This window comes from Neisseria sp. Ec49-e6-T10, assembly GCF_051132615.1.
Taxonomy (GTDB): Bacteria; Pseudomonadota; Gammaproteobacteria; order Burkholderiales; family Neisseriaceae.
In genome coordinates, this window is record NZ_CP152375.1 from 1,437,926 (window position 1) to 1,459,036 (window position 21,111).

Sequence of the window (21,111 nt, forward strand, 5' to 3'; positions counted from 1 at the left end):
TTGTTTGATAAAAGGAAATCAAAATGAGAAATATCTTGGCAGCAGTATTATTTTTAAGTAGTTTTTTTACATATGCTGAACCTACTTTACCAAAAGCGAAGGTAGATTTTAATGCCTTTTTAAAATTGGCTAAAGAAGTAGAACCTTATCGTGCCAAAAGATTGATTTCTTTATCTGAATTCAATAAAAAATCCAATGAAGCAAATACGATTATTTTAGATACTCGCTCAAAAGAAATGTATGATCAAATGCATGTAAAAGGTGCCATTCATCTAGATTTTACTGATTTTACCCAAGCGAAGCTAGAAAAGCTTATTCCCAATAAAAATACCCATATTTTGATTTATTGTAATAATAATTTTGATGATGAGCCTAGATTTTTTGCCACTAAAATGTATATTCCACCAAAACCTTCAAATAAAAAACCCATTACTTTGGCACTGAATATTCCTACTTATATCAACTTATATGGTTATGGATACCGTAATATTTACGAGCTATCAGAATTTGTTTCTGTGAACCACCCTGATATTCAATTTGAAGGTTTATCTGTCTTTTAATAAAAAAGATCATGTTAAAACATGATCTTTTTTATTGCTGCTCAAAATTTAATTTTCTCTGATTAAGCCAGCCAAAATTTTAATGCCTTTTTGAATATTATCCGTACTGGCATGACTAAAATTTAAACGCAGATAACCAAGATTCTCAGCAGGTTGAGTGAAAAATGGCTCTCCTGGCATAAATGCAATATTTTGTTTCATGCTCTCTTTTAATAATTCTTGAGTATCAATTTTTTTATTGAGTTTTAACCAGAAAAACAACCCACCTTTGGGTTTAATCCAAGTAGCCAAATCAGAAAAATGTTCTTCTAAGGCAGCTTGCATGGCATCTCGCCCAATTTTATAACTGGCTTGTAATTTTTTAATATGATCAGGAAAGTCAGGTTTGGTGATTTCTTTTAAAACATACCATTGTGCAGGACGATTGACATGCAAATCATTTGCTTGTTTTAGCTTAACTAAATATGGGTATAAATCAGGTGAAGCAATTAAATAACCTAAACGTAAACCAGGTGCTAAAATTTTTGAAAAAGACCCTGCATAAATAAAAGAAGCTTTTTTCAAATGACTGACGATGGGTTTAGGTGCATCACCATCATAACTTAAATCACGATAAGGATCATCTTCATATAACGTTGTGTTATTTTGCTCAAATATTTGAGCAATTTGTACACGATTTTCTTCTGTATAACAAGCACCAGAAGGATTTTGGAAACTGGGAATCAAATAAGCCAATGGCGGTTTTTCACTTTGTAAAATATCATTTAATTTTTGTACATTTAATCCACCATTTTCTTGTGCAATTTCAGTGATATTTGCACCAAAAAAATGTAAAGTTTGCAAAGAGGCTAAATAGGTAGGGGCTTCTGTTAAAACAGGTGTACCTTCATCAATATAAAGTTTTGCTGCCAAATCTAAAGCTTGTTGGCTACCAGCTAAAATCAATACCTGATCGGCTGTACAATTGATATTTAAATTCTCACAAGCATGTTTTGCTATGGCTTCTCTTAATTCAAGTTCACCTTCTGTACAACCATATTGAGCAAGATGAGCGGGAACGCCAGTAAAATCAAGATTTGGCAAACAATCTGTAGCGGGTAGCCCACCTGCAAATGAAATCACTTCAGGTCTTTGCGTGGCAGCCAAAATTTCTCTAATTAATGACCCTTGTAAATTTTTTATCCTTTGTGAAAACATGCTCTTATCCTAAATTTTTTTTAAGGCTGAAAACCAATGACGCTATCACTCATTGATACTGAACGTCAATCATTTTATTAAATTGTCTATTGTGATTGATACCAAGAAACAAATTTCTCAATACCTATTTTTAAAGGTGTGCTGGGTTGAAACCCTGTTAAAGCATTTAATTTATCTGTATTGGCATAAGTAATGGGGACATCACCATCTTGCATGGGCAAAAATTCTTTAATGGCTTCTTTTTGGCAAGCTGTTTCTATGGTTTGTATGAATTCCATTAATTGAACAGGTTGATTATTACCAATATTGTATATTTCATGTGTGTTAGAACATAGCCTTTGTGGATGAGTGGCTAAGCGCCAAATGCCTTCAACAATATCATCAATATAAGTAAAGTCTCTTTTCATTTTGCCATGATTAAATACTTTAATGGGTTTACCTTCTAAAATGGCTTGAGTAAACAACCATGGTGCCATATCTGGCCTACCAAAAGGACCATATACGGTAAAAAATCTTAATCCTGTAATGCTTAAATTATATAAATGTGTATAACTTACAGCCATGACTTCATTGGCTTTTTTAGTTGCAGCATAAAAACTCACTGGATGATCTGTTAAATCGGTTTCAGTAAAAGGAATTTGATTATTTTGTCCATAAACACTGGAAGAGCTGGCATACACTAAATGAGCCTTTGGCTGAGTTCTGGCTAATTGCAATATATTGGTAAACCCTAATAAGTTAGATTGTGCATAAACAATAGGGTTTTCAATTGAATAACGTACACCCGCTTGAGCAGCTAAGTGGATGATTAAATCAAATGATTCATTAATATTTTGTACTGAATTGGTATCAGCTAAATCAATTTTTTTAAAAGTAAAGTTTTTTTGTTGGTTTAATTGAGCTAAACGTTTTTCTTTTAAAATAACAGGATAATAATCATTCAAATTATCTACACCAACAATGGTATGTTCAGTATGTGTTAATAAATATTGCGCTAAGGCTTGTCCAATAAATCCTGCTACACCAGTAATTAAAATGTTCATTCTTTTTTGCCTTTTTGTTGTTCATACACTTTTGCGTATTTAATCATACTATTGAAACAACCAATAAGAATATGAATAAAACCAGGCAATCCATCTAAAAATCCTCTTTTAATAAAATAAAATTTAATGAATCTAAAAAAAGGACTCATAATGATTTTTAAGGAACCAATGTTTTTTTGTTTGGATAAAATATCCGCTTGTATGCTGGTGTATTGATTTTGTTTATTAAGGTATTCTTCTAAAGAATCACAACTATAATGTAATAAGTCTCCCTTTAAAGTTTCTACTTTTTTATGACAAACAATATATTCATGAACATTGTCTTCGGACCAATGGGCATATTTTTTATTGAATAGTCGTAACGAATAGTCTGGATACCCTTCACCATGCTTTAAAAACCGGTTAATAAAATAATTACTACGGGCAAATTGGTATGCCATATATTGGGGATGTTTTAAAACGTTTTGAATGTTATCAGAAAGCTCTTTTGACACAATTTCATCATCATCTAGACACAATACCCAATCGTTTTGTGCTTTATCCACTGCAAATTGCTTTTGTTTACCAAAACCTAACCATTCTTGATGGATTATTTTTGCAGAGTATTTTTTTGCAATTTCTAAAGTTTGATCTGTACTACCAGAATCTACTATAACAATTTCGTCTGCAAAACAGATGCTTAGTAAGCTTTGTTCTAATTTACGTTGTGCATTTTTTGTGATGTAAACAACACTTATATTTTCTTTCATAAAACATTCTTTTAAATATTGATAATACTAATGAAGGAGACTATTTTTTGTGGATAATCTATTTTATAAAAATAAAACAATTAATTATATATTAAATATACTTGTGGATAACTATTAAAATATTTGTTTTATAATTGTGTATTCTTTTTGTTATACCCAATATTTGGGGTAAAAATGTACTTATTTTGATCAGTATACATAGATTAATGTGGATAACTTTTTTATATGAAATTATTTTTACAGTGAAATTGTTTTATTGATTTGAATAATGCTGTTAATATTTTTGTTTTTGGTTACCAATATTTTTATTATTTTTAAAATAAAATTTTGATAAAATCATAGAAATTTTTAATAAAATCTATATTTTAAAATACGCAATATTAAAATTTTTAAAACCTTTTATTTGAATGTGTGTATAAAACAATTATGTCTTTAGAACAACAAACTGATCAACAAAAAGATTTTGTTGGTGATGATTATCTTTTATTGGCTCAATATGCAGAAAGAGCCTATTTAGAATACGCCATGAGTGTGGTTAAAGGGCGAGCATTACCAGAAGTAACTGATGGGCAAAAACCTGTACAACGCAGAATTTTATTTGCCATGAAGGATATGGGGCTGGTTGCTGGAGCCAAGCCTGTGAAATCAGCTCGTGTTGTCGGTGAAATTTTGGGTAAATATCATCCACATGGGGATGCGTCTGCTTATGATGCAATGGTTAGGATGGCACAGGATTTTACCTTACGTTATCCTTTAATTGATGGTGTGGGTAATTTTGGTTCACGTGATGGTGATGGTGCAGCAGCCATGCGTTATACAGAGGCCAGATTAAGTCCTTTAGCAGAGTTATTGTTATCAGAAATCGATTTGGGTACAGTTGATTTTATGCCCAATTATGATGGTTCTTTTGAAGAACCCAAAACCTTACCTGCTCGTTTACCTATGGTTTTGCTTAATGGTGCTTCAGGTATTGCTGTTGGTATGGCAACAGAAATTCCATCGCATAATTTAAAAGAAGTTGCTAATGCAGCTATTGCTTTGTTGAAAAAACCAGATTTGGATATAGCAGGTTTAATGAATCATATCAGTGGCCCTGATTTTGCGGGTGGCGGACAGATTATTACGCCTTATGAAGATTTATTGAATATCTATCAAACAGGAAAGGGTAGTATTAGAGTCAGAGCTCGTTATGAGATTGAAAAATTATCTCGTGGCCAGTGGAGAATGATTGTGACACAATTGCCGCCAGCTGCCAGTGCACAGAAAATTTTGGCTGAAATTGAAGAGTTAACCAATCCGAAAATAAAATCAGGTAAAAAACAACTGACTCAAGAACAACAAAATTTGAAATCATTGTTTTTGTCTTTAATTGATCGGGTCAGGGATGAATCAGATAGTGAAAGCCCAGTTCGTTTGGTTTTTGAACCAAAATCCAGCCGGGTTGATTTAGATGAATTTACCAATGTATTGTTGGCTCAAACCAGCTTAGAAACCAATGCTTCAGTTAATTTGGTTATGGTGGGCTTGGATGGTAGACCCGTACAAAAAAATCTAAAAAGTATTTTAGGTGAATGGTTAGAATTTAGAACCACGACAGTGACGCGTCGTTTAGAGCATCGTTTAGAACAGGTATTAAAGCGGATTCATATTTTAGATGGGCGAATGATTGCTTTTTTACATATTGATGCCATTATAAAAGTCATTCGTGAAGCGGATGAACCAAAACAAGAATTAATGTCTGTTTTTCATTTAACGGATATTCAAGCTGAAGACATCTTAGAAATCAGATTGCGTCAGCTAGCGCGTTTAGAAGGGATTAAATTAGAACAAGAATTGTCTAAACTTCAAGAGGAAAAAGAAGGATTACAGTATTTATTGGGCAATGAAGACGCAAAACGATCATTGATTATTGATGAAATTAAAGCAGATACCAAAAAATTTGGGGATGAACGCAGAACATTAATTGAAACGGCACAAAGAGCCATATTGACTCAGGCTACAGCAGACGAACCCATTACACTTATTTTATCTAAATTGGGTTGGTTGCGTTCGCGTGTTGGTCATAATGTTGATTTAAGCCAGACGACTTTTAAAGAAGGTGATGATTTAGCTCAAGTAATAGAAACCAGAACAATTTACCCAGTGGTTGTATTAGATAATAAAGGGCGAACGTATACTGTTAATGCTGCTGATATTCCAAATGGTCGAGGTGATGGTGTACCTGTTTCTTCTTTGATTGAGTTACAAGATAATGCTCAGGCAGCTTGTATTATGTCTTCTGTACCTGAAAGTTTGTATTTGGTAACCAGTAGCGGTGGATATGGTTTTATTGCGTCATTAAATGATATGACCAGTCGAATAAAAGCAGGTAAAGCTTTTTTCAATTTAAATGACGATGAACAAATGCTTTTACCTATTAAACTGAATGAACCATTGCAAAATTATAATATCATTTTAGCCAGCAGCAGTAACCGTATTTTGGCTTTTGCTTTAAGTGAAATCAAAAAATTAGGTAAAGGACGTGGTTTGCAACTGATTAATTTAAATAATCAGGAAACGTTAGTTGCGGTAAATGTTTCAGATCAAGAAAAAATAGGCATCAATATTATTGGACCCAGAGGTAAACAAATTAAAGAAAATATTCGCATGATAGATGTATTGAATAAACGTGCACGAAGAGGTAAAGAATTGCCTAGTTTAGGAAAAATTACATCAGTTGGTGAATCATAATCAGTATGGTTAATCGATCTAATATCAGCTTTATTCCAACCCAGAAAATTTTATTTTATATCAATGTATTTAGATTTTTTCTGGTTTTTTTGTTGACTTTACTGCATACCGTTTTTGGTTTAACAAATTTATCAAGCATAGAAGGTGTTCTTTTTTACTTATGGGTAAGTGCTTATAGTGTCATTATTTTATTTTTTGCCATTTATCCTCGATTACCCAAAAGTAAATTTTTATCTCTTTCTATAGTCAATACTTTTGACATTATCATGATGGCCATTTTTATGTACATTAATGGTAATGTTCAAAATGGATTTGGTATTTTGATTTTACCTTTTGTGGCAACAGCCAGTTTATTGAATTTTGGTCGATATTATTTGGTTTATGGTGCTCTTGCCAGTATTGCTGTTTTTGTCTGTGTTATTTTGCAGGTTTTTTATAATGTTGACCTAGATATAGAACAAAATAAACTGTATATTTTTCAAGCAGGGTTACTGTCTACCGCTTGTTTATTTGTGAGTTTTGTCACATCTATTTTATCCAGAGCATTAAAAAGAGCAGCACAGGTGGCAGTGATTCATGAAGATGAAATTGCCAACTTAAATAGACTTAATGAATTGGCATTGCAAGGCTTAACTGATGCTGTGATTGTGTTTGATGAGGAAGGTGATATTCAGCAGTTTAATGCACAGGCAAAAAACTATTTTCCATTTTTAAAAAGAGGTGAGTATTTTCCTATTTTTCAATCTTCATTGAATAAGTGGAATGAAGAAAAACAAAATACAACTTTTATTATTGATGCTGTGATTGGCGACATTAAAATAGTGGGCAGAGCCATTTCAGTAGAAGAGTCTGGTCATCCCTTATTATTGATGTTTTTGCGTTCAACCAATGATTTAGCAAAAGAGTCACATCGAATTAAATTAGAGTCTTTGGGGCGATTAACCGCTAATATTGCACATGAAGTCAGAAACCCTTTATCCGCTATTCGCCAATCAAGTGAATTATTGGGTGAAAATTTGGATAAGGCTTCAGATCAACGTTTTGTGAAAATCATCAGTAAAAATGTAGAACGTATTGATCATTTGGTTGAAGAAGTGTTGACTTTGAATAAGAAAGACAGACTTAATCCTGTTAATATCAATTTAAAGGAATTTATTCATGATTTTTTGTTGGAATTTCAATTAGCCTACCCTGAGACAAAAGGAAAAATTGATCTGAGATTTGATCAAAATGTGGAATATATTCTTTTTGACCTTGGACATTTACAGCAAATTTTGGGGAATTTGTTGAATAATGCTTGGCGTCATGCCAATCAAGAAAAGCCAATTGTGGCCATTTCTGTTATTGAATTGGTTGATCAGAAGGTAGCGATTTCTGTTTTTGATAATGGGGAAGGGATTAAAGAAGAGGTTTTGGATAAAATATTTGAACCATTCTTTACTACTGAAAAAACAGGAACAGGGTTGGGACTTTATATTGGTCGTGAATTGGCATTAACAAATGGTGCCTTCTTAGATTATATTCCCAGTAAAAAATGTTTTGAACTGATATGTAAAGCAATAAAAGATGAATAAAATAAAATACCCGGTTTTGGTTGTTGATGATGAAGAAGATTTGCGTGATTTAATTGAAATGACGCTGATCAAAATGGGATTGGCTGTTGATACAGCTGATGGGGTGATACATGCTAAGGAAAAATTAAGTAAAAATAAATACTCTTTGGTTTTAACTGATATGAGAATGCCTGATGGTACAGGATTGGAAGTAGTTGAATTTATTAATAAAAAAAATTTAGATATTCCTGTGGCTGTGATTACTGCCTATGGAAATGCCGATACAGCAGTTATGGCATTAAAAACAGGTGCTTTTGATTATTTACAAAAACCCATTACTTTGGCTCAATTGAGAACTTTGGTTAAATCAGCTATTAAAATAGATGAAGATCAAGCTGAAAAAGTGAATCTTGTAGAAAAGGAAGAGCCAGCTTCTCCAGCTCAAAGTAAAGAGGAAACACAAACAGAAAAAAATACACAGGTTCATTCGAATGAACGTATTGTTCAATTATCTGAACAGAAAAAATCACCTTCTTTTTTAGAAGATATGCCAGAGCGTTTCAGTATGAAAGATGTTTCTGTTGGTAAACAGGAAATTGTCTTTGAAGAGCATGAACCAGATAAATTATCAAATTGGCAAAAAACAGAAAAAAATCATTTAATTTTTCATGATGCAGAGCCTGATAAATTATCTGTTGTTAAAGAAAATAAGACACCTAAAGTAGTTATTGAAAAAGAAATTAATCTTCCAAAGAAAAAAGAAGAATCAGAACCTATGCCTAGGTTATTGGGACAATCTCCAGCAATGCAGGAAGTAAGAGATATTGTTTATAAACTATCTAAAAGCACAGTAGCAGTTTATATTTCAGGAGAATCAGGAACAGGTAAAGAACAAGCTGCCAGAAGTATTCATGAGTTATCAGATAGAAAAGATTACCCTTTTGTTCCAGTGAACTGTGGTGCTATTCCTGAGAATTTAATGGAAAGTGAATTTTTTGGGTATAAAAAAGGAAGTTTTACTGGTGCGGATGCAGATAGAAATGGTTTTTTCCAAAATGCCAATGGCGGGACTTTATTTTTAGATGAAGTTGCTGATTTACCGTTGACAATGCAAGTAAAGTTATTGCGGGCAATTCAAGAAAAAATGATCAGAAAAATTGGGGAAACACGAGAAACTTTAGTCGATGTCAGAATTTTATGTGCTACTCATAAAAATTTAGAAAAAGAAGTAGAAGAAGGTCGGTTCAGACAAGATTTATATTATCGATTAAATGTTATTACGTTAACGATGCCGCCTTTGCGTGAATTGAAAGAAGATATCCCTAAGTTTATTGTTAATTTGTTGAAAAAATTTAACCCTAATCAGACGATTAAATTGGTTCCTGATGCCTTAAAGGTTTTGCTTAATTATAGCTATCCAGGTAACTTCAGAGAGTTAGAAAATATTTTGGAGCGAGCTGTCGCCTTGACAAGCGATAACCGTATTGTTGAAGAAGATTTACAAATTCGTTCTGATCATAAATTGGTTCAAGCCGAATTAAGTAGTGGTTCAGTAACAGATACAGAAGATGATCTTTTTAGTGCTTTATTGTCGGGTCAAGAAACTTTACAAGATAGGCTTGATTTGGTTGAAAAAGATTTAATTTTAAAAGCTTTGGAGCGCACTCGATACAATAGAACGCAAGCGGCTAAATTATTGGGTATTAGTTTCAGATCCATGCGTTATCGTATGGAAAGATTGAATATAGAATAAAAAAGCGTATGATGCGTATACGTTTTATTGTGAATTTGGTTGATACATGTTAGAAACAGATAATCTTATTGGACAAAGTGCGCCTCGTTTAATCAGTGGACAAAAAATGTCTGCTCAAGAAGAGGTGTTAGAGAGGGCTTTGCGTCCGAAATTACTTGATGAATATGTAGGACAAACCAAAGCGCGTACTCAATTGGAAATTTTCATTCAAGCTGCTAAAAACAGGCAAGAAGCATTAGATCATGTATTGTTATTTGGCCCACCAGGATTGGGTAAAACCACTTTAGCTTACATTATTGCTAAGGAGCTTGGTGTGAACTTAAGACAAACATCGGGTCCTGTGTTGGAAAAAGCAGGTGATTTGGCTGCTTTATTGACTAATTTAGAACCCCATGATGTTTTATTTATTGATGAAATTCATCGATTAAGCCCAGTTGTAGAAGAAATTTTATACCCCGCTTTAGAAGACTATCAATTGGATATCATGATTGGAGAAGGGCCTGCTGCGCGTTCAGTGAAGATCGATCTGCCCCCATTTACCTTAGTAGGTGCAACAACTCGAGCAGGGATGTTGACCAACCCATTAAGAGATCGCTTTGGTATTACCTCTCGTTTAGAATTTTATAACCATGATGAATTGGCTACCATTGTCAGTCGTTCAGCACACTTGTTGGGTTTAAGCCTTTCAGAAGAAGGTGCCTTTGAAATTGCCAAACGCAGTCGAGGTACACCTCGTATTGTGAACCGATTACTTAGACGAGTAAGAGATTTTGCTGAAGTCAAACATAATGGCCAAATTGACCAAAGTATTGCAGATGAGGCATTGAAAATGCTGGATGTTGATCCTGTTGGTTTAGATGTCATGGACAGAAAACTATTAGAAGCCGTTCTTTATAAGTTTTCTGGTGGACCTGTAGGATTAGATAATATTGCCGCTTCAATTGGCGAGTCGACTGATACCATAGAAGATGTTATTGAACCGTATTTAATTCAACAGGGTTTTTTACAAAGAACGCCAAGGGGTCGGATTGCAACCCATTTGGCGTATCAGCATTTTGGCTTATCTGTTCCAGATTAGTTTAAATCAGTTTTATTTGATTGATTTTTTTTCTATTGATCATGGCATCTATACTTAATTGTCCACCACCAATTGCGATTATTTGTAACAAACCACCAAAAATGGCTATGTTTTTCAAAAACATCAGTACTTGTATTGAATCAGAAAAATCAATGTGAAATACCACGGATGTGATTAGTGTGAATATCGCAATAATGGTTGCGGTTATTCTGGTCATCAAACCAAAAAGTAAAGCAAATGCCAAAATGACTTCAATAATAATGGAACCTAAATAAGCTAAAGTAGGAAAAGGTAAACCAGAAGAAGTAATGTAAGCAATCGTGCCTTCTGGATCCATTATTTTACCGATACCCGCATAAATAAATAAAATAACAATAAATAGACGACCTAAAATCATGACATAGTCTTGAATAGTGTGTTTCATTTTTTCTTTCCTTTTATGAGTATTAAAGCAAAAGAGCATTGCTTACTTGATGGAAAGTAGTTTATTGTATTATTTTTTTTAGATAAATATCTTTAAAATAGTAAAAGTGTCAACTAATTAGAGACAATTAAATAATGAATAAATTGGAAGATTTACAGATTTTTGTGACTGTGATGCAAACCCTTAGTTTTACTGAGGCAGCCGATAAATTAGGTTTATCCAAACAGTTTGTCAGCCGTCGGATCATGCAATTAGAAGAAAATCTAGGTGTACGTTTATTACTCAGAACAACCAGAAGATTAAATCCGACCAATTTAGGTTACCATTATTATGATCAAATTGAGCCAGTTTTGACCAAAATGGCAGAAATTGAGCAAAGTATAGGGACACAAAATATTGAACCTAAAGGCGTTTTAAGATTAACGGTTCCTGTCAGTTTTACCACCATTGAATTGGGACAAAAAATAGCAGAATTTTTGGCTCTTTACCCAAAAGTATCGATTGAAATGGACTTAAGTGATCGGTTTGTTGATTTGGTTGCAGAAGGTTATGATATGGCCATTAGAATTGGTTTTTTACAGGATTCCAGTATGATTGCCCGTAAATTGACACCAATTAATTTAATTACGTGTTGTAGCCCTGAATATATCAAGCAAAATGGCATACCATTGACACCATATGAGTTAAAAAATCATGAATGTTTGTTATATGGGCACAGTAAAAATGTAGAATGGCCATTTACCATTGATGGAAAATTGAAAAATATTCCCGTTTTTGGTCGTTATAGAACAAATAATGGCGAATTATTAACCGCTGCGGCGATTAAAGGTTTAGGCATTACTTCTCCACCAGAATTTCTTTTAAAAGAAGCAATTAAGTCAAAAAAATTGGTGACTATATTAGAGGAATATAACCCAAAACCCAGTGCTGCATATGCTGTTTATCCCTATCATAAACAGTCTTCCCTTTTAATCAATACCTTAGTTGAATTTTTAATTGAATCGTTTAAGACAGATTCAATGGCTACATAAAATCATTATTAGGACAAAATAAAATGGTCATTAGATCAGAAGAAAAAGGCGATGAGCAAGTAATTGATCAATTATTATTGGATGCTTTTAAGGATCAACCATATAGTAATAATACTGAAAATCAAATGGTTCAAAAATTACGCCAAGACAATGGCGTCACGCTTGCGCTTGTTGCGGGATATAAAGATGAAATTATTGGCTATATTGCATTCAGTAAAATTGTGATCGATAATCAACTGTCTGATTGGGAAGCTTTGGCACCTGTTTCAGTTTCTCCTCAATGGCAAAATAAGGGGATTGGCCGCCAATTAATTGAAGAAGGTTTAAAAATATTAAAAGGGCGTTTAGTTTCAGGTTGTGTGTTGGTTGGTTTTCCTGAGTACTATAAGCGTTTTGGTTTTCGCACAACGAATCAACTTAAGGTAGATGGTATACCTCCAGAGTATTTTATGGTTTTACCCTTTAATAAAAGTATTCCTGTTGGTACAGTTGAATTTCATTCGGCTTTTTTATCAGACAATTAAACAAGCATGAGATAAAAACGATATAATCTTCATTCATGCCTTTATTTGACACTAAATTTAAAATGAATCATTTTTCCCAATATATTATTGACCCGAGACAATACCCTGATACAGCCCCAACCAATATGTTATTGCATCAGGCAGAACAGATTATTCGATCTGATTCGAAAACAAAAGCGCATTTAATTTCGTTATTGACCCAAAATTTACATAATTATTTGCAAGAGCATAATACCTTGCCCATTTCAGTTGCTTTAGCGATGGTAAGCAATAGAACGCAATATCAAACAATTTGGCAAGCTTTGGATATGGTTTTATGGCAGCAGCCATTTGCTTTTGTGGTATTGCCTGTTGTGATGGTGATTGGGAGTGAACAGCAAACCATTATCCAAAATAATATACCCGAAGAAAAATTAACAGAATGCTTGTTGAAACAAGGTCTGATAAAAAATACTCAGGATATTGTTTGGGCAAAAAATTGGCTTGATGATCAACAATTTTCGGGTATTAAAATTGATGAGTGGTTTTTAGCCAGTCAAAGTCAGGAAGCGGCAACTGAATTTTTGAATCAATTTAGTGATGAGCAAAAAGAAATTACTTTAGGTCAACAAGTGTTAGTGCAATATGCAGTTGGTTTGGTTCATTGTAAGGATGAGATTAAATTGAATGCACCAATAAGCCAGTTTGCGATGCCATTAATGAATGTGTTTAATGCTCATTTTACACAACAACAAGGGTTAACCATTTTTACCAACCCTTTAGCGGTACAGCAACCATTAGCGGCAATGGCTAAAGGCAGCAATATGCGTTTAACAATGGCATTAGATGTTTTTTGTGCAAATGCAATTAGGGCGATCAGGTTACAAGGATTAAGGGTGGGTGCTGTGGTAGTTGCCCAACAAACTAATTTGCTTATTTTTAGTTTTAGTCCTACTGATGACAGTCATCATTTTGAGACACAAGGGTTTGTATGGCCTTTATCTTCAATGGATGATATTGACTTGATTTTAAATAATTTCTTAAATTTATTGAGTGATTGTCAGGTAGAAAACATTCGGTTTTGCCAACATATTCAAGCAGAAGATCAGCCTTTTTTAAGCTATTTGGCTGCCTTAAAAGAGGATGGTATTCATCCTTTTTTTAGCAAAAATATGGAAAAGACCCACTAAGTATAAAATAAGATAGGCAGTTTTACTAAAAATGCTTAGAATCAAGGTTGTTGAAGCTTAGATTTATAGGCTTTTTACTTATAAAAAATCAAGAGGAGTCTTATCATGAAAGCCATTATTGCACCATTATGTTTGCTTTATGGTATTGCATTTGCTGCACCTGATATAAATGTACCTCCACCTCCTAGCGTTACTGAATCTGATTTAAATTTAACGGCAAAAGAGTTAGAAGACATTCAAAAAAAACAGCCAAATCAGTTAAATAAATCTGCTGAACAATCAAAAACAGAACCTAAAAACAGCGGTGATGCAACCAATGAAGTGCGTGTGATTAAATTAGGTGATGATACAATTGAAGAGTTTCGTAATAATGGACAAGTATATAAAATAAGGGTTACACCTAAAATAGGTAAACCTTATTATATTCAGCCAAAAAATGCAGATAATCCGATGAGTGATCAACGCACAAATCCAACCAGTAATTGGAATTTATTTTCATTTTAACGAATTTGAAGGGAAATTATGTCGGTTTTTACCAGTGTGTCAGAAGAGGACATGCGACACTTCTTACAAAATTATGAAATTGGTGATTTGATTGAGTTAAAAGGTATTGCTCAGGGTGTCACAAATACCAATTATTTTGTGACAACCACTAAAAACCGTTATGTGTTGACTGTTTTTGAGGTGTTAAAAGCCGATGAACTGCCCTTTTATTTAGAGTTAATGAAATTTTTAAGTAAAAGAGGAGTGGTTGCCCCCGAACCTATTGAACAAAGGCAGGGGCAATTGTTTGGTTTTTTACATGATAAACCAGCATGTTTAATCAGCTGTTTATCAGGTAGTGATGTTGATATTGCCAATAATGAACAATGCTTTGAGGTAGGTGCGATGTTGGCAAAAATGCATGATGTCGGTCAACATTTTGAATTAAACATGGCCAACCCCCGTTTTAGTCATTGGTGGAATGAGCAAAGTGAACAATTGTATGCATTGCTACCAAAGCAAGATGCTCAGTTATTAAAAGATACCTTATATGATTTAAATAATAAACCAGATACTGATTTACCTTCAGGGGCTATTCATGCGGATTTATTTAAAGACAATGTGTTGATTGATGGCAATAAGGTAACAGGTTTTATTGATTTTTATTATGCTTGTAATGGTAGTTTTATTTATGATCTGGCTATTGCCATTAATGACTGGGCAAGAACAGATACACATACGATTGATCAGGAGAAAATGAACAGCATGCTTTCAGGTTATAAAAGTGTGCGATCTTTAACTTTAGCTGAAGAACAATACTTAAATACAGCTCAACAAGCTGCTTGTATACGATTTTGGGTGTCAAGAGCGTTGGATTTTTACTTTCCTGCTGAAGGTGAAATGACTTATGTTAAAAACCCAGATACATTTAAAAACCTACTTGTTTGGTTAAGACAACAATAATAAAACCCTTTTTTATAAGCCGTTCTTAAAAGAACGGCTTATTTTTTAACGAACAGTCCACGCTTCAGAAAAAGCATCCCCTTCAAACATTTCTGCTAATCCACTGATTTGTTTTAATCTTAAAACTTCATCTAAATCCATCCCCAGCTCTTTGGCAATTTTTTTGTCTTCCCATCCTAAACGGGCCAAATCTTGGACAATATCAGACATTGCCATAATTTGGTGTTTTCCTCTTGCTCTATTATGACGAATTGTGGCGGCTATACGATCGGGTTTTTCTTTTTGGGTATCCTTAATACAGGTAATGGGTAAGTAGTTTTTTAAGCGCGTATTGATGCTTTTTTTGCCTTTACCCAGCATATAACGGTGAAACCCATCAACTATTGTGTAACGATTGTTATGAGCATAGACAACGATAGGTTGAGTAAACCCATCTTGATTAAGAGAAGTTGATAATAGCCTTTTTTCTATGGGGGCCATTGCATTAGGGTTATATTCATTTGCTTGGATTTTTTGTGCTTTTACCCACAACACACAATCAATCGGTTCATCAGCAAAAGGGCTATATTGATGCAGCCATTTTTTGATTTGGTTGATGGTATTTATTTTATCTTCAATAGACATCTTACTGAGTTGTTCCATTATTGGCTGGAACAACTCTTCTATTTTTTTCACATGATTCCCCATTCTTTTCGTTTCTCTTGTAAGCGACGGTTATAGCGCTCATAATGTTCAGGCTTATTTGGGCTAAAAGATAATGTTCTACACCAGTAATCATTTTTTATCAGGGTTTTGCAGACACGCCTCCATGAGGGAATGTCTTTTGCCCCCATATCTTTTTCTTGCTCATCAGGCATATCATCAACATGATTATGTTTTTGATACCATTTTAAGTAAATAGCAATTTTATTGCGATAGTGTTCGGCCGTTTTCTCTGGCATGCTGTCTAGTAAGAAGAAGGCATAACTTTTCCATGTGTGATGTAACGGTTTAGAAATTTTGTATTTTCCATAAAAATTACCCGTTTCATTGGCATAAAGTGCACCAGAATGAGCTCCTTCAACTCTAAAGCAGACTTTTTCCCATGTTTCAGGTTCTATTACATGGTAAAGCCACAATCCTTTGCGTTGTTCGGGGCCAAATGGTTCACAAATGCGCATGGAGCTGAGGGACAAACCTGCTTGATGCATTAAATCGTATAATGGATTATAAGGCAGTTTAGTATACGCGAAATAACGCCATATATCTTGTACTTTCCAATCATAAATGGGATACATATTGTACAAAAACCCATCATTAGATGCTGTTGTCCAAGGTTTGTTATCTTCGTAACGCAGTTTTTTGTCTGAGTAAATGGATAAAAATCGGGTCAGCGATTCATCGGTACGAATGCCAATTAACATGGCCGTGCTTTTCTTTTGTGCAAACCAAGTTGAAAATTGAGGAACAAAATTTTCAAAACTCATACCATATTGGTAAAAGGGAAAAAACTCATAATCTGTAATAGCGTCTTTAGGTGGTTGTCTGATCCATGGTATGCCTTCTTGCCAAGACATCCATTCGGGTTGATGGGTTGAGACGCCATTAACAGTGGTTAATGGTAAAGCAACCCAATAAAAATGTTCTATGTAATTGGCGTATAGCTCTTTCATTGCTTGAATATGGTTGATGGTATGATTAAATTGAACCTCCCAATCAACGAAGAAAACACTGAATTTTCTTTTGTGTTTTTTCGCTGCTTGTGCAACCAGATGAAATAGGGCAGTAGAATCTTTACCACCTGAGAATGAAATACAAATTTGTTCAAAAGTTTCAAATATCCAATTAATTCTTTTTTCGGACTCTTCAAGAACATTTGTACCTAAGCCAATTTTAACAGTCAAACCTGAAATTCTCCTTAATTATGGGGGGTTATAGGTGTTTTGAAAAATTGAAATGTTGAAGGAATTATACAAAAGTTATTTTAATGATAATCTAATAATGAATCAAGCATAGTTTATAACAATTAATATATTAAATTTTTTATATAAATAGATTTTTTTTATTAAAAAATAATATAACTATTTGAAATGTTAAAAATATTTCGCACTGTAATATTACTGTGGAGTAATATTTCCAAGTCGTAATACAGTGCAAAGAGAAGGTTTTTGTCAAAATCAATTCAATGAAATTGGCGTCAGTGTATAGCCTTTATTTTTTAGTAATTGGATCAATCCATTTTCGCCCATTAAATGAGCTGACCCAACAGCAATAAGGGTGCTTTGTTGTGATAATTGTTGATCAATTACAGCCAACCAATGATGATTACGTTCTTTCAATAGTGTTTCATAAAACCAGTGTGCCCAATATTTTTGGTCATTAGGTGGAAAATTTTTTAAAGTGTTCTCTTTATTTAATGTTAAGGCCGCTAATTGATCTAGGTTATTTTTCTCATAAAAATCAATCAGCTTTTGTGTTTCTGCTTGAGTTGATGTCGCGTTTTGTAGCATTACTTTTAAGGCGCTGATTATTTTTTCTTCAGGAACATCAGCGAAAAATTGTAATTGTTCTTCTATTTTCTCTAAAAAAACACGCTCTTTATCAGTTGTTATAGCTTGTTTTGTTAATAATTTATCGATACCAAATTCTTCGCTATAGCCATTTGGTGTGCCATACATTGCTAAGGTAAAAGCAGCCCATGGTTTAAATTGTTTCAGTGCCTGAGCAGGTACATTTTTTGTCATAGATGCCAGTGCACGAAAATCATGTTCACCTAATTTTTGCTCAAGATTCCCTTGTGGATCTAGCATGAGTTGTGATAGTTGCATCAACTCTTGAAAATCTGGCTCCATATTTGCCTCTGTAATAAGCACCTTAGACTCAGATAAAGCCTGCACCATTTCTTTGGGAAGACTAGAGCCTATTTTTCCAATATGGATTGTGCCTAAAAGATATGAGACGGGTTTTCCAGATTTTTCTACCCTCCATAAGACAGAACTTGTTTGGCGATGTTTATTCGTGTCTTGTTGGGATTGCTCAGAAGATTGAGTAATCATTTCTGTGGTTTGACCAACAGAAGATGATGTTGATGTTTCTTTTTTTGTATAAGCATACAAGCTACCAATTAATACTGTACTCAGTAATAAAGATAGACAGATGATTTTTTTCATATTTGGGAATTTCTCTTCATTTAAAAAGTCTGAATATATATTGGTTTATTCTAACCTTGAATCTACTCAAAGCACACCCATATAACAAATAATAATATCCAATAAGGAGCATACCAAATGCGTGTTGATAAATTAACAACAAAATTCCAAAATGCTTTGCAAGAAGCGCAAAGCATGGCTTTAGTGCAAGATAATGCTTATATAGAACCTGCTCATGTATTGTTGGCAATGGTGAATGATACAGACAGTGGCGTTTCTTCATTACTGGCTCATGCAGGTGTGAATGTACACACACTCAAACAAAAGTTAAATGAAAAAATAAATCGTTACCCTAAAGTTCAGGGGCAAGGCGGAGAGATTAATTTTTCTCGTGAATTATTTAATATATTTAATTTAACGGATAAAGCTGCTTTACAAAGAGGTGATGCTTATATTGCCTGTGAAATGTTTGTATTGGCTTTAATAGAAAGCTCAGGTGATACTACTCAAATCCTTAAAGATTGTGGTGCGACAGCAGCCAAAATTAATGCCGCTATTGATGCCATTAGAGGCGGTGAAACCGTCGATAGTCAAAATGCAGAAGATGGTAGAGAAGCATTAAAAAAATACACAACAGATTTAACTGAAAAAGCACGTGAGGGTAAGTTAGATCCTGTGATTGGTCGAGATGATGAAATTCGCCGAGCCATACAGGTGTTGCAAAGAAGAACCAAAAATAACCCTGTTTTAATTGGGGAGCCTGGTGTGGGTAAAACCGCTATTGTTGAAGGATTGGCTCAACGGATGGTTAATGGAGAGGTACCTGATAGTTTAAAAAATAAACGATTATTGATCTTGGATTTGGCCTCTTTAATTGCAGGTGCCAAATATAGGGGCGAATTTGAAGAGCGTTTAAAAGCAGTATTAAATGATTTAGCTAAAGATGATGGCAATACCTTAATTTTCATCGATGAAATTCATACTTTGGTTGGTGCTGGTGCAGCTGATGGTGCTATGGATGCAGGTAATATGTTAAAACCAGCTTTAGCGCGTGGGCAATTACATTGTATCGGTGCCACTACTTTAGATGAATACCGACAATATATTGAAAAGGATGCTGCATTGGAGCGTCGCTTCCAAAAGGTACTGGTTAAAGAGCCCACTGTGGAGGACACTATTGCTATTTTACGTGGCCTACAAGAGCGCTATGAAATTCACCATCAGGTTGAAATTACAGACCCTGCTATTGTGGCTGCCGCTGAGTTGTCTCATCGTTATATTACTGATCGATTTTTACCTGATAAAGCGATTGATCTAATTGATGAGGCTGCTAGTCGGATAAAAATGGAACTGGACTCTAAGCCTGAAGTAATGGACAAACTGGATCGACGAATCATTCAATTGAAAATTGAACGAGAAGCGATGAAAAAAGAAACCGATGAAGCCAGCAAAAAACGTTTAGAGTTGATTGAAAGTGAAATTGATACTTTGGGTAAAGAATATGCTGACTTAGAAGAAATCTGGCATGCAGAAAAAGCTTCAGCCCAAGGCAGCAGTAAAATTAAAGAGGAAATTGATAAAGTAAAATTTGAAATAGACACTTATAAACGTAAGGGAGATTTTGCCAAAGTATCTGAATTAGAGTATGGCAAGTTGCCTGAATTAGAAAAACAACTTCAAGCAGCACAAAGCACTACTGAAAATAAAGATCAACAACACCAATTACTGCGAACACAGGTTGGTGAAGATGAGATAGCTGAAGTGGTCAGCCGTATGACAGGTATTCCTGTGGCCAAAATGATGGAAGGCGAACGGGAAAAACTGCTTAAAATGGAAGATGTACTTCACGCGCGGGTTATTGGGCAAGATGAAGCTGTTCAGGCGGTTGCCGATGCAATTCGCCGTAGTCGTTCAGGTTTGTCTGATCCAAATAAACCATATGGCAGCTTCTTGTTTTTAGGGCCAACAGGCGTGGGAAAAACCGAGCTGTGTAAAACCTTAGCTAACTTCTTGTTTGATAGTGAGGAGCATTTGATTCGCGTGGATATGTCAGAATATATGGAAAAACATTCCATTGCTCGCTTAATTGGTGCGCCTCCAGGTTATGTTGGTTATGAAGAAGGTGGCTATTTAACTGAGCAAGTTCGTCGTAAACCATATAGTGTGATTTTGTTGGATGAAGTTGAAAAAGCACACCCTGATGTATTTAATATCTTATTACAGGTATTGGATGATGGTCGTTTAACCGATGGTCAAGGTAGAACCATAGACTTTAAAAATACCGTGGTTGTGATGACTTCTAACATTGGTAGTCAGCATATTCAGGAAATGGCTCATGAAAATTATGAAGCCATGAAAGATGTGGTCATGGAAGATGTAAAAGATTACTTTAGACCAGAGTTGATTAACCGTATTGATGAAGTTGTGGTCTTCCACAGTTTGGATAAAGCCAATATTCGTTCTATTGCTCGTATTCAATTAAAAGGTTTAGAGCAACGATTGGCTAAAATGGAGTTGGATTTACAAATTACAGAAGAAGCTATGGATGAGTTAACTAATGTTGGCTTTGACCCTGTTTATGGAGCAAGGCCACTCAAACGAGCGATTCAAAGTGAAATTGAAAATCCTTTGGCAAAAGCCATTTTAGCAGGGAAATATCCACCAAAAGCAACCATTATGGTAGAAGTAAAGGATGGGAAAATAGTGTTTGCTTAGGATTATTTAAT

The 21,111-nt window shown here is 34.3% G+C and carries 18 protein-coding genes; 11 read left to right on the forward strand and 7 right to left on the reverse strand.

Going from position 1 to position 21,111, the window contains the following annotated elements; translation table 11 throughout:
* The first annotated feature begins 23 nt into the window (after positions 1-23).
* On the forward strand, positions 24-560 hold the full coding sequence (locus AADH04_RS07470; protein ID WP_434779611.1) for a rhodanese-like domain-containing protein: 537 nt from the start codon (positions 24-26) through the stop codon (positions 558-560).
* A 48-nt stretch (positions 561-608) separates the two neighbouring features.
* On the opposite strand, the gene AADH04_RS07475 is transcribed toward AADH04_RS07470, so the two are convergent.
* From AADH04_RS07475 to AADH04_RS07485, 3 genes are all read right to left on the reverse strand, one after another.
* Positions 609-1,757: a PLP-dependent aminotransferase family protein gene (locus AADH04_RS07475; protein ID WP_434779612.1), complete on the reverse strand. Its 1,149-nt coding sequence runs from the start codon at positions 1,755-1,757 to the stop codon at positions 609-611.
* 86 nt (positions 1,758-1,843) lie between these two features.
* Positions 1,844-2,800, reverse strand: a complete 957-nt coding sequence (locus AADH04_RS07480) for an NAD-dependent epimerase/dehydratase family protein (RefSeq protein ID WP_434779613.1) — start codon at positions 2,798-2,800, stop codon at positions 1,844-1,846.
* Positions 2,797-3,549 carry a glycosyltransferase family 2 protein gene (locus AADH04_RS07485; RefSeq protein ID WP_434779614.1) on the reverse strand — a complete coding sequence of 251 codons (753 nt, stop codon included), beginning with the start codon at positions 3,547-3,549 and terminating at the stop codon, positions 2,797-2,799. Before AADH04_RS07485 ends, AADH04_RS07480 begins: the two co-directional genes overlap by 4 nt.
* 426 nt (positions 3,550-3,975) lie before the next feature.
* Between AADH04_RS07485 and parC the strand changes: the two genes are divergently transcribed.
* The 4 genes from parC (at position 3,976) to ruvB (ending at position 10,663) form a co-directional block, all read left to right on the forward strand.
* The gene (gene parC / locus AADH04_RS07490; RefSeq protein ID WP_434779615.1) at positions 3,976-6,279 is read left to right on the forward strand and encodes a DNA topoisomerase IV subunit A; all 2,304 of its coding nucleotides are present in this window, start codon (positions 3,976-3,978) and stop codon (positions 6,277-6,279) included.
* A 92-nt stretch (positions 6,280-6,371) separates the two neighbouring features.
* Positions 6,372-7,853 carry a two-component system sensor histidine kinase NtrB gene (locus AADH04_RS07495; RefSeq protein WP_434779616.1) on the forward strand — a complete coding sequence of 494 codons (1,482 nt, stop codon included), beginning with the start codon at positions 6,372-6,374 and terminating at the stop codon, positions 7,851-7,853.
* Positions 7,846-9,585: a sigma-54-dependent transcriptional regulator gene (locus AADH04_RS07500; protein ID WP_434779617.1), complete on the forward strand. Its 1,740-nt coding sequence runs from the start codon at positions 7,846-7,848 to the stop codon at positions 9,583-9,585. Before AADH04_RS07495 ends, AADH04_RS07500 begins: the two co-directional genes overlap by 8 nt.
* Positions 9,586-9,631: 46 nt before the next feature.
* Complete coding sequence (ruvB, locus tag AADH04_RS07505) at positions 9,632-10,663, forward strand: Holliday junction branch migration DNA helicase RuvB (protein WP_434779618.1); 1,032 nt, start codon at positions 9,632-9,634, stop codon at positions 10,661-10,663.
* A 1-nt stretch (position 10,664) separates the two neighbouring features.
* Here ruvB and AADH04_RS07510 read toward each other — a convergent pair whose 3' ends face one another.
* Positions 10,665-11,087: a DoxX family protein gene (locus tag AADH04_RS07510; protein WP_434779619.1), complete on the reverse strand. Its 423-nt coding sequence runs from the start codon at positions 11,085-11,087 to the stop codon at positions 10,665-10,667.
* A gap of 134 nt (positions 11,088-11,221) precedes the next feature.
* Here AADH04_RS07510 and AADH04_RS07515 point away from each other — a divergent pair, with 134 nt between their 5' ends.
* The 5 genes from AADH04_RS07515 to AADH04_RS07535 all read left to right on the forward strand — a co-directional run bounded on the left by AADH04_RS07515 (position 11,222) and on the right by AADH04_RS07535 (position 15,257).
* Positions 11,222-12,118, forward strand: a complete 897-nt coding sequence (locus tag AADH04_RS07515) for a LysR family transcriptional regulator (protein WP_434779620.1) — start codon at positions 11,222-11,224, stop codon at positions 12,116-12,118.
* A 23-nt stretch (positions 12,119-12,141) separates the two neighbouring features.
* On the forward strand, positions 12,142-12,642 hold the full coding sequence (locus AADH04_RS07520) for a GNAT family N-acetyltransferase (RefSeq protein ID WP_434779621.1): 501 nt from the start codon (positions 12,142-12,144) through the stop codon (positions 12,640-12,642).
* 62 nt (positions 12,643-12,704) lie between these two features.
* On the forward strand, positions 12,705-13,811 hold the full coding sequence (locus tag AADH04_RS07525; RefSeq protein ID WP_434779622.1) for a hypothetical protein: 1,107 nt from the start codon (positions 12,705-12,707) through the stop codon (positions 13,809-13,811).
* Positions 13,812-13,916: 105 nt separating this feature from the next.
* Positions 13,917-14,315, forward strand: a complete 399-nt coding sequence (locus AADH04_RS07530; protein ID WP_434779623.1) for a DUF2782 domain-containing protein — start codon at positions 13,917-13,919, stop codon at positions 14,313-14,315.
* Positions 14,316-14,333: 18 nt separating this feature from the next.
* Positions 14,334-15,257 carry a homoserine kinase gene (locus AADH04_RS07535; protein WP_434779624.1) on the forward strand — a complete coding sequence of 308 codons (924 nt, stop codon included), beginning with the start codon at positions 14,334-14,336 and terminating at the stop codon, positions 15,255-15,257.
* Between the two features lie 45 nt (positions 15,258-15,302).
* Here AADH04_RS07535 and AADH04_RS07540 read toward each other — a convergent pair whose 3' ends face one another.
* The 3 genes from AADH04_RS07540 to AADH04_RS07550 all read right to left on the reverse strand — a co-directional run bounded on the left by AADH04_RS07540 (position 15,303) and on the right by AADH04_RS07550 (position 18,406).
* On the reverse strand, positions 15,303-15,932 hold the full coding sequence (locus AADH04_RS07540) for an IbrB-like domain-containing protein (RefSeq protein ID WP_434779625.1): 630 nt from the start codon (positions 15,930-15,932) through the stop codon (positions 15,303-15,305).
* Entirely contained in the window at positions 15,929-17,140 is a 1,212-nt protein-coding gene (locus AADH04_RS07545; RefSeq protein ID WP_434779626.1) for a phosphoadenosine phosphosulfate reductase, read from the reverse strand. Before AADH04_RS07545 ends, AADH04_RS07540 begins: the two co-directional genes overlap by 4 nt.
* A 273-nt stretch (positions 17,141-17,413) precedes the next feature.
* Positions 17,414-18,406, reverse strand: a complete 993-nt coding sequence (locus tag AADH04_RS07550) for a TraB/GumN family protein (protein WP_434779627.1) — start codon at positions 18,404-18,406, stop codon at positions 17,414-17,416.
* Positions 18,407-18,523: 117 nt separating this feature from the next.
* On the opposite strand from AADH04_RS07550, the gene clpB reads away from it, so the two are divergent.
* A complete protein-coding gene (clpB, locus tag AADH04_RS07555; RefSeq protein WP_434779628.1) occupies positions 18,524-21,100 on the forward strand; it encodes an ATP-dependent chaperone ClpB in 2,577 nt (858 codons plus the stop codon).
* Positions 21,101-21,111: the final 11 nt, after the last annotated feature.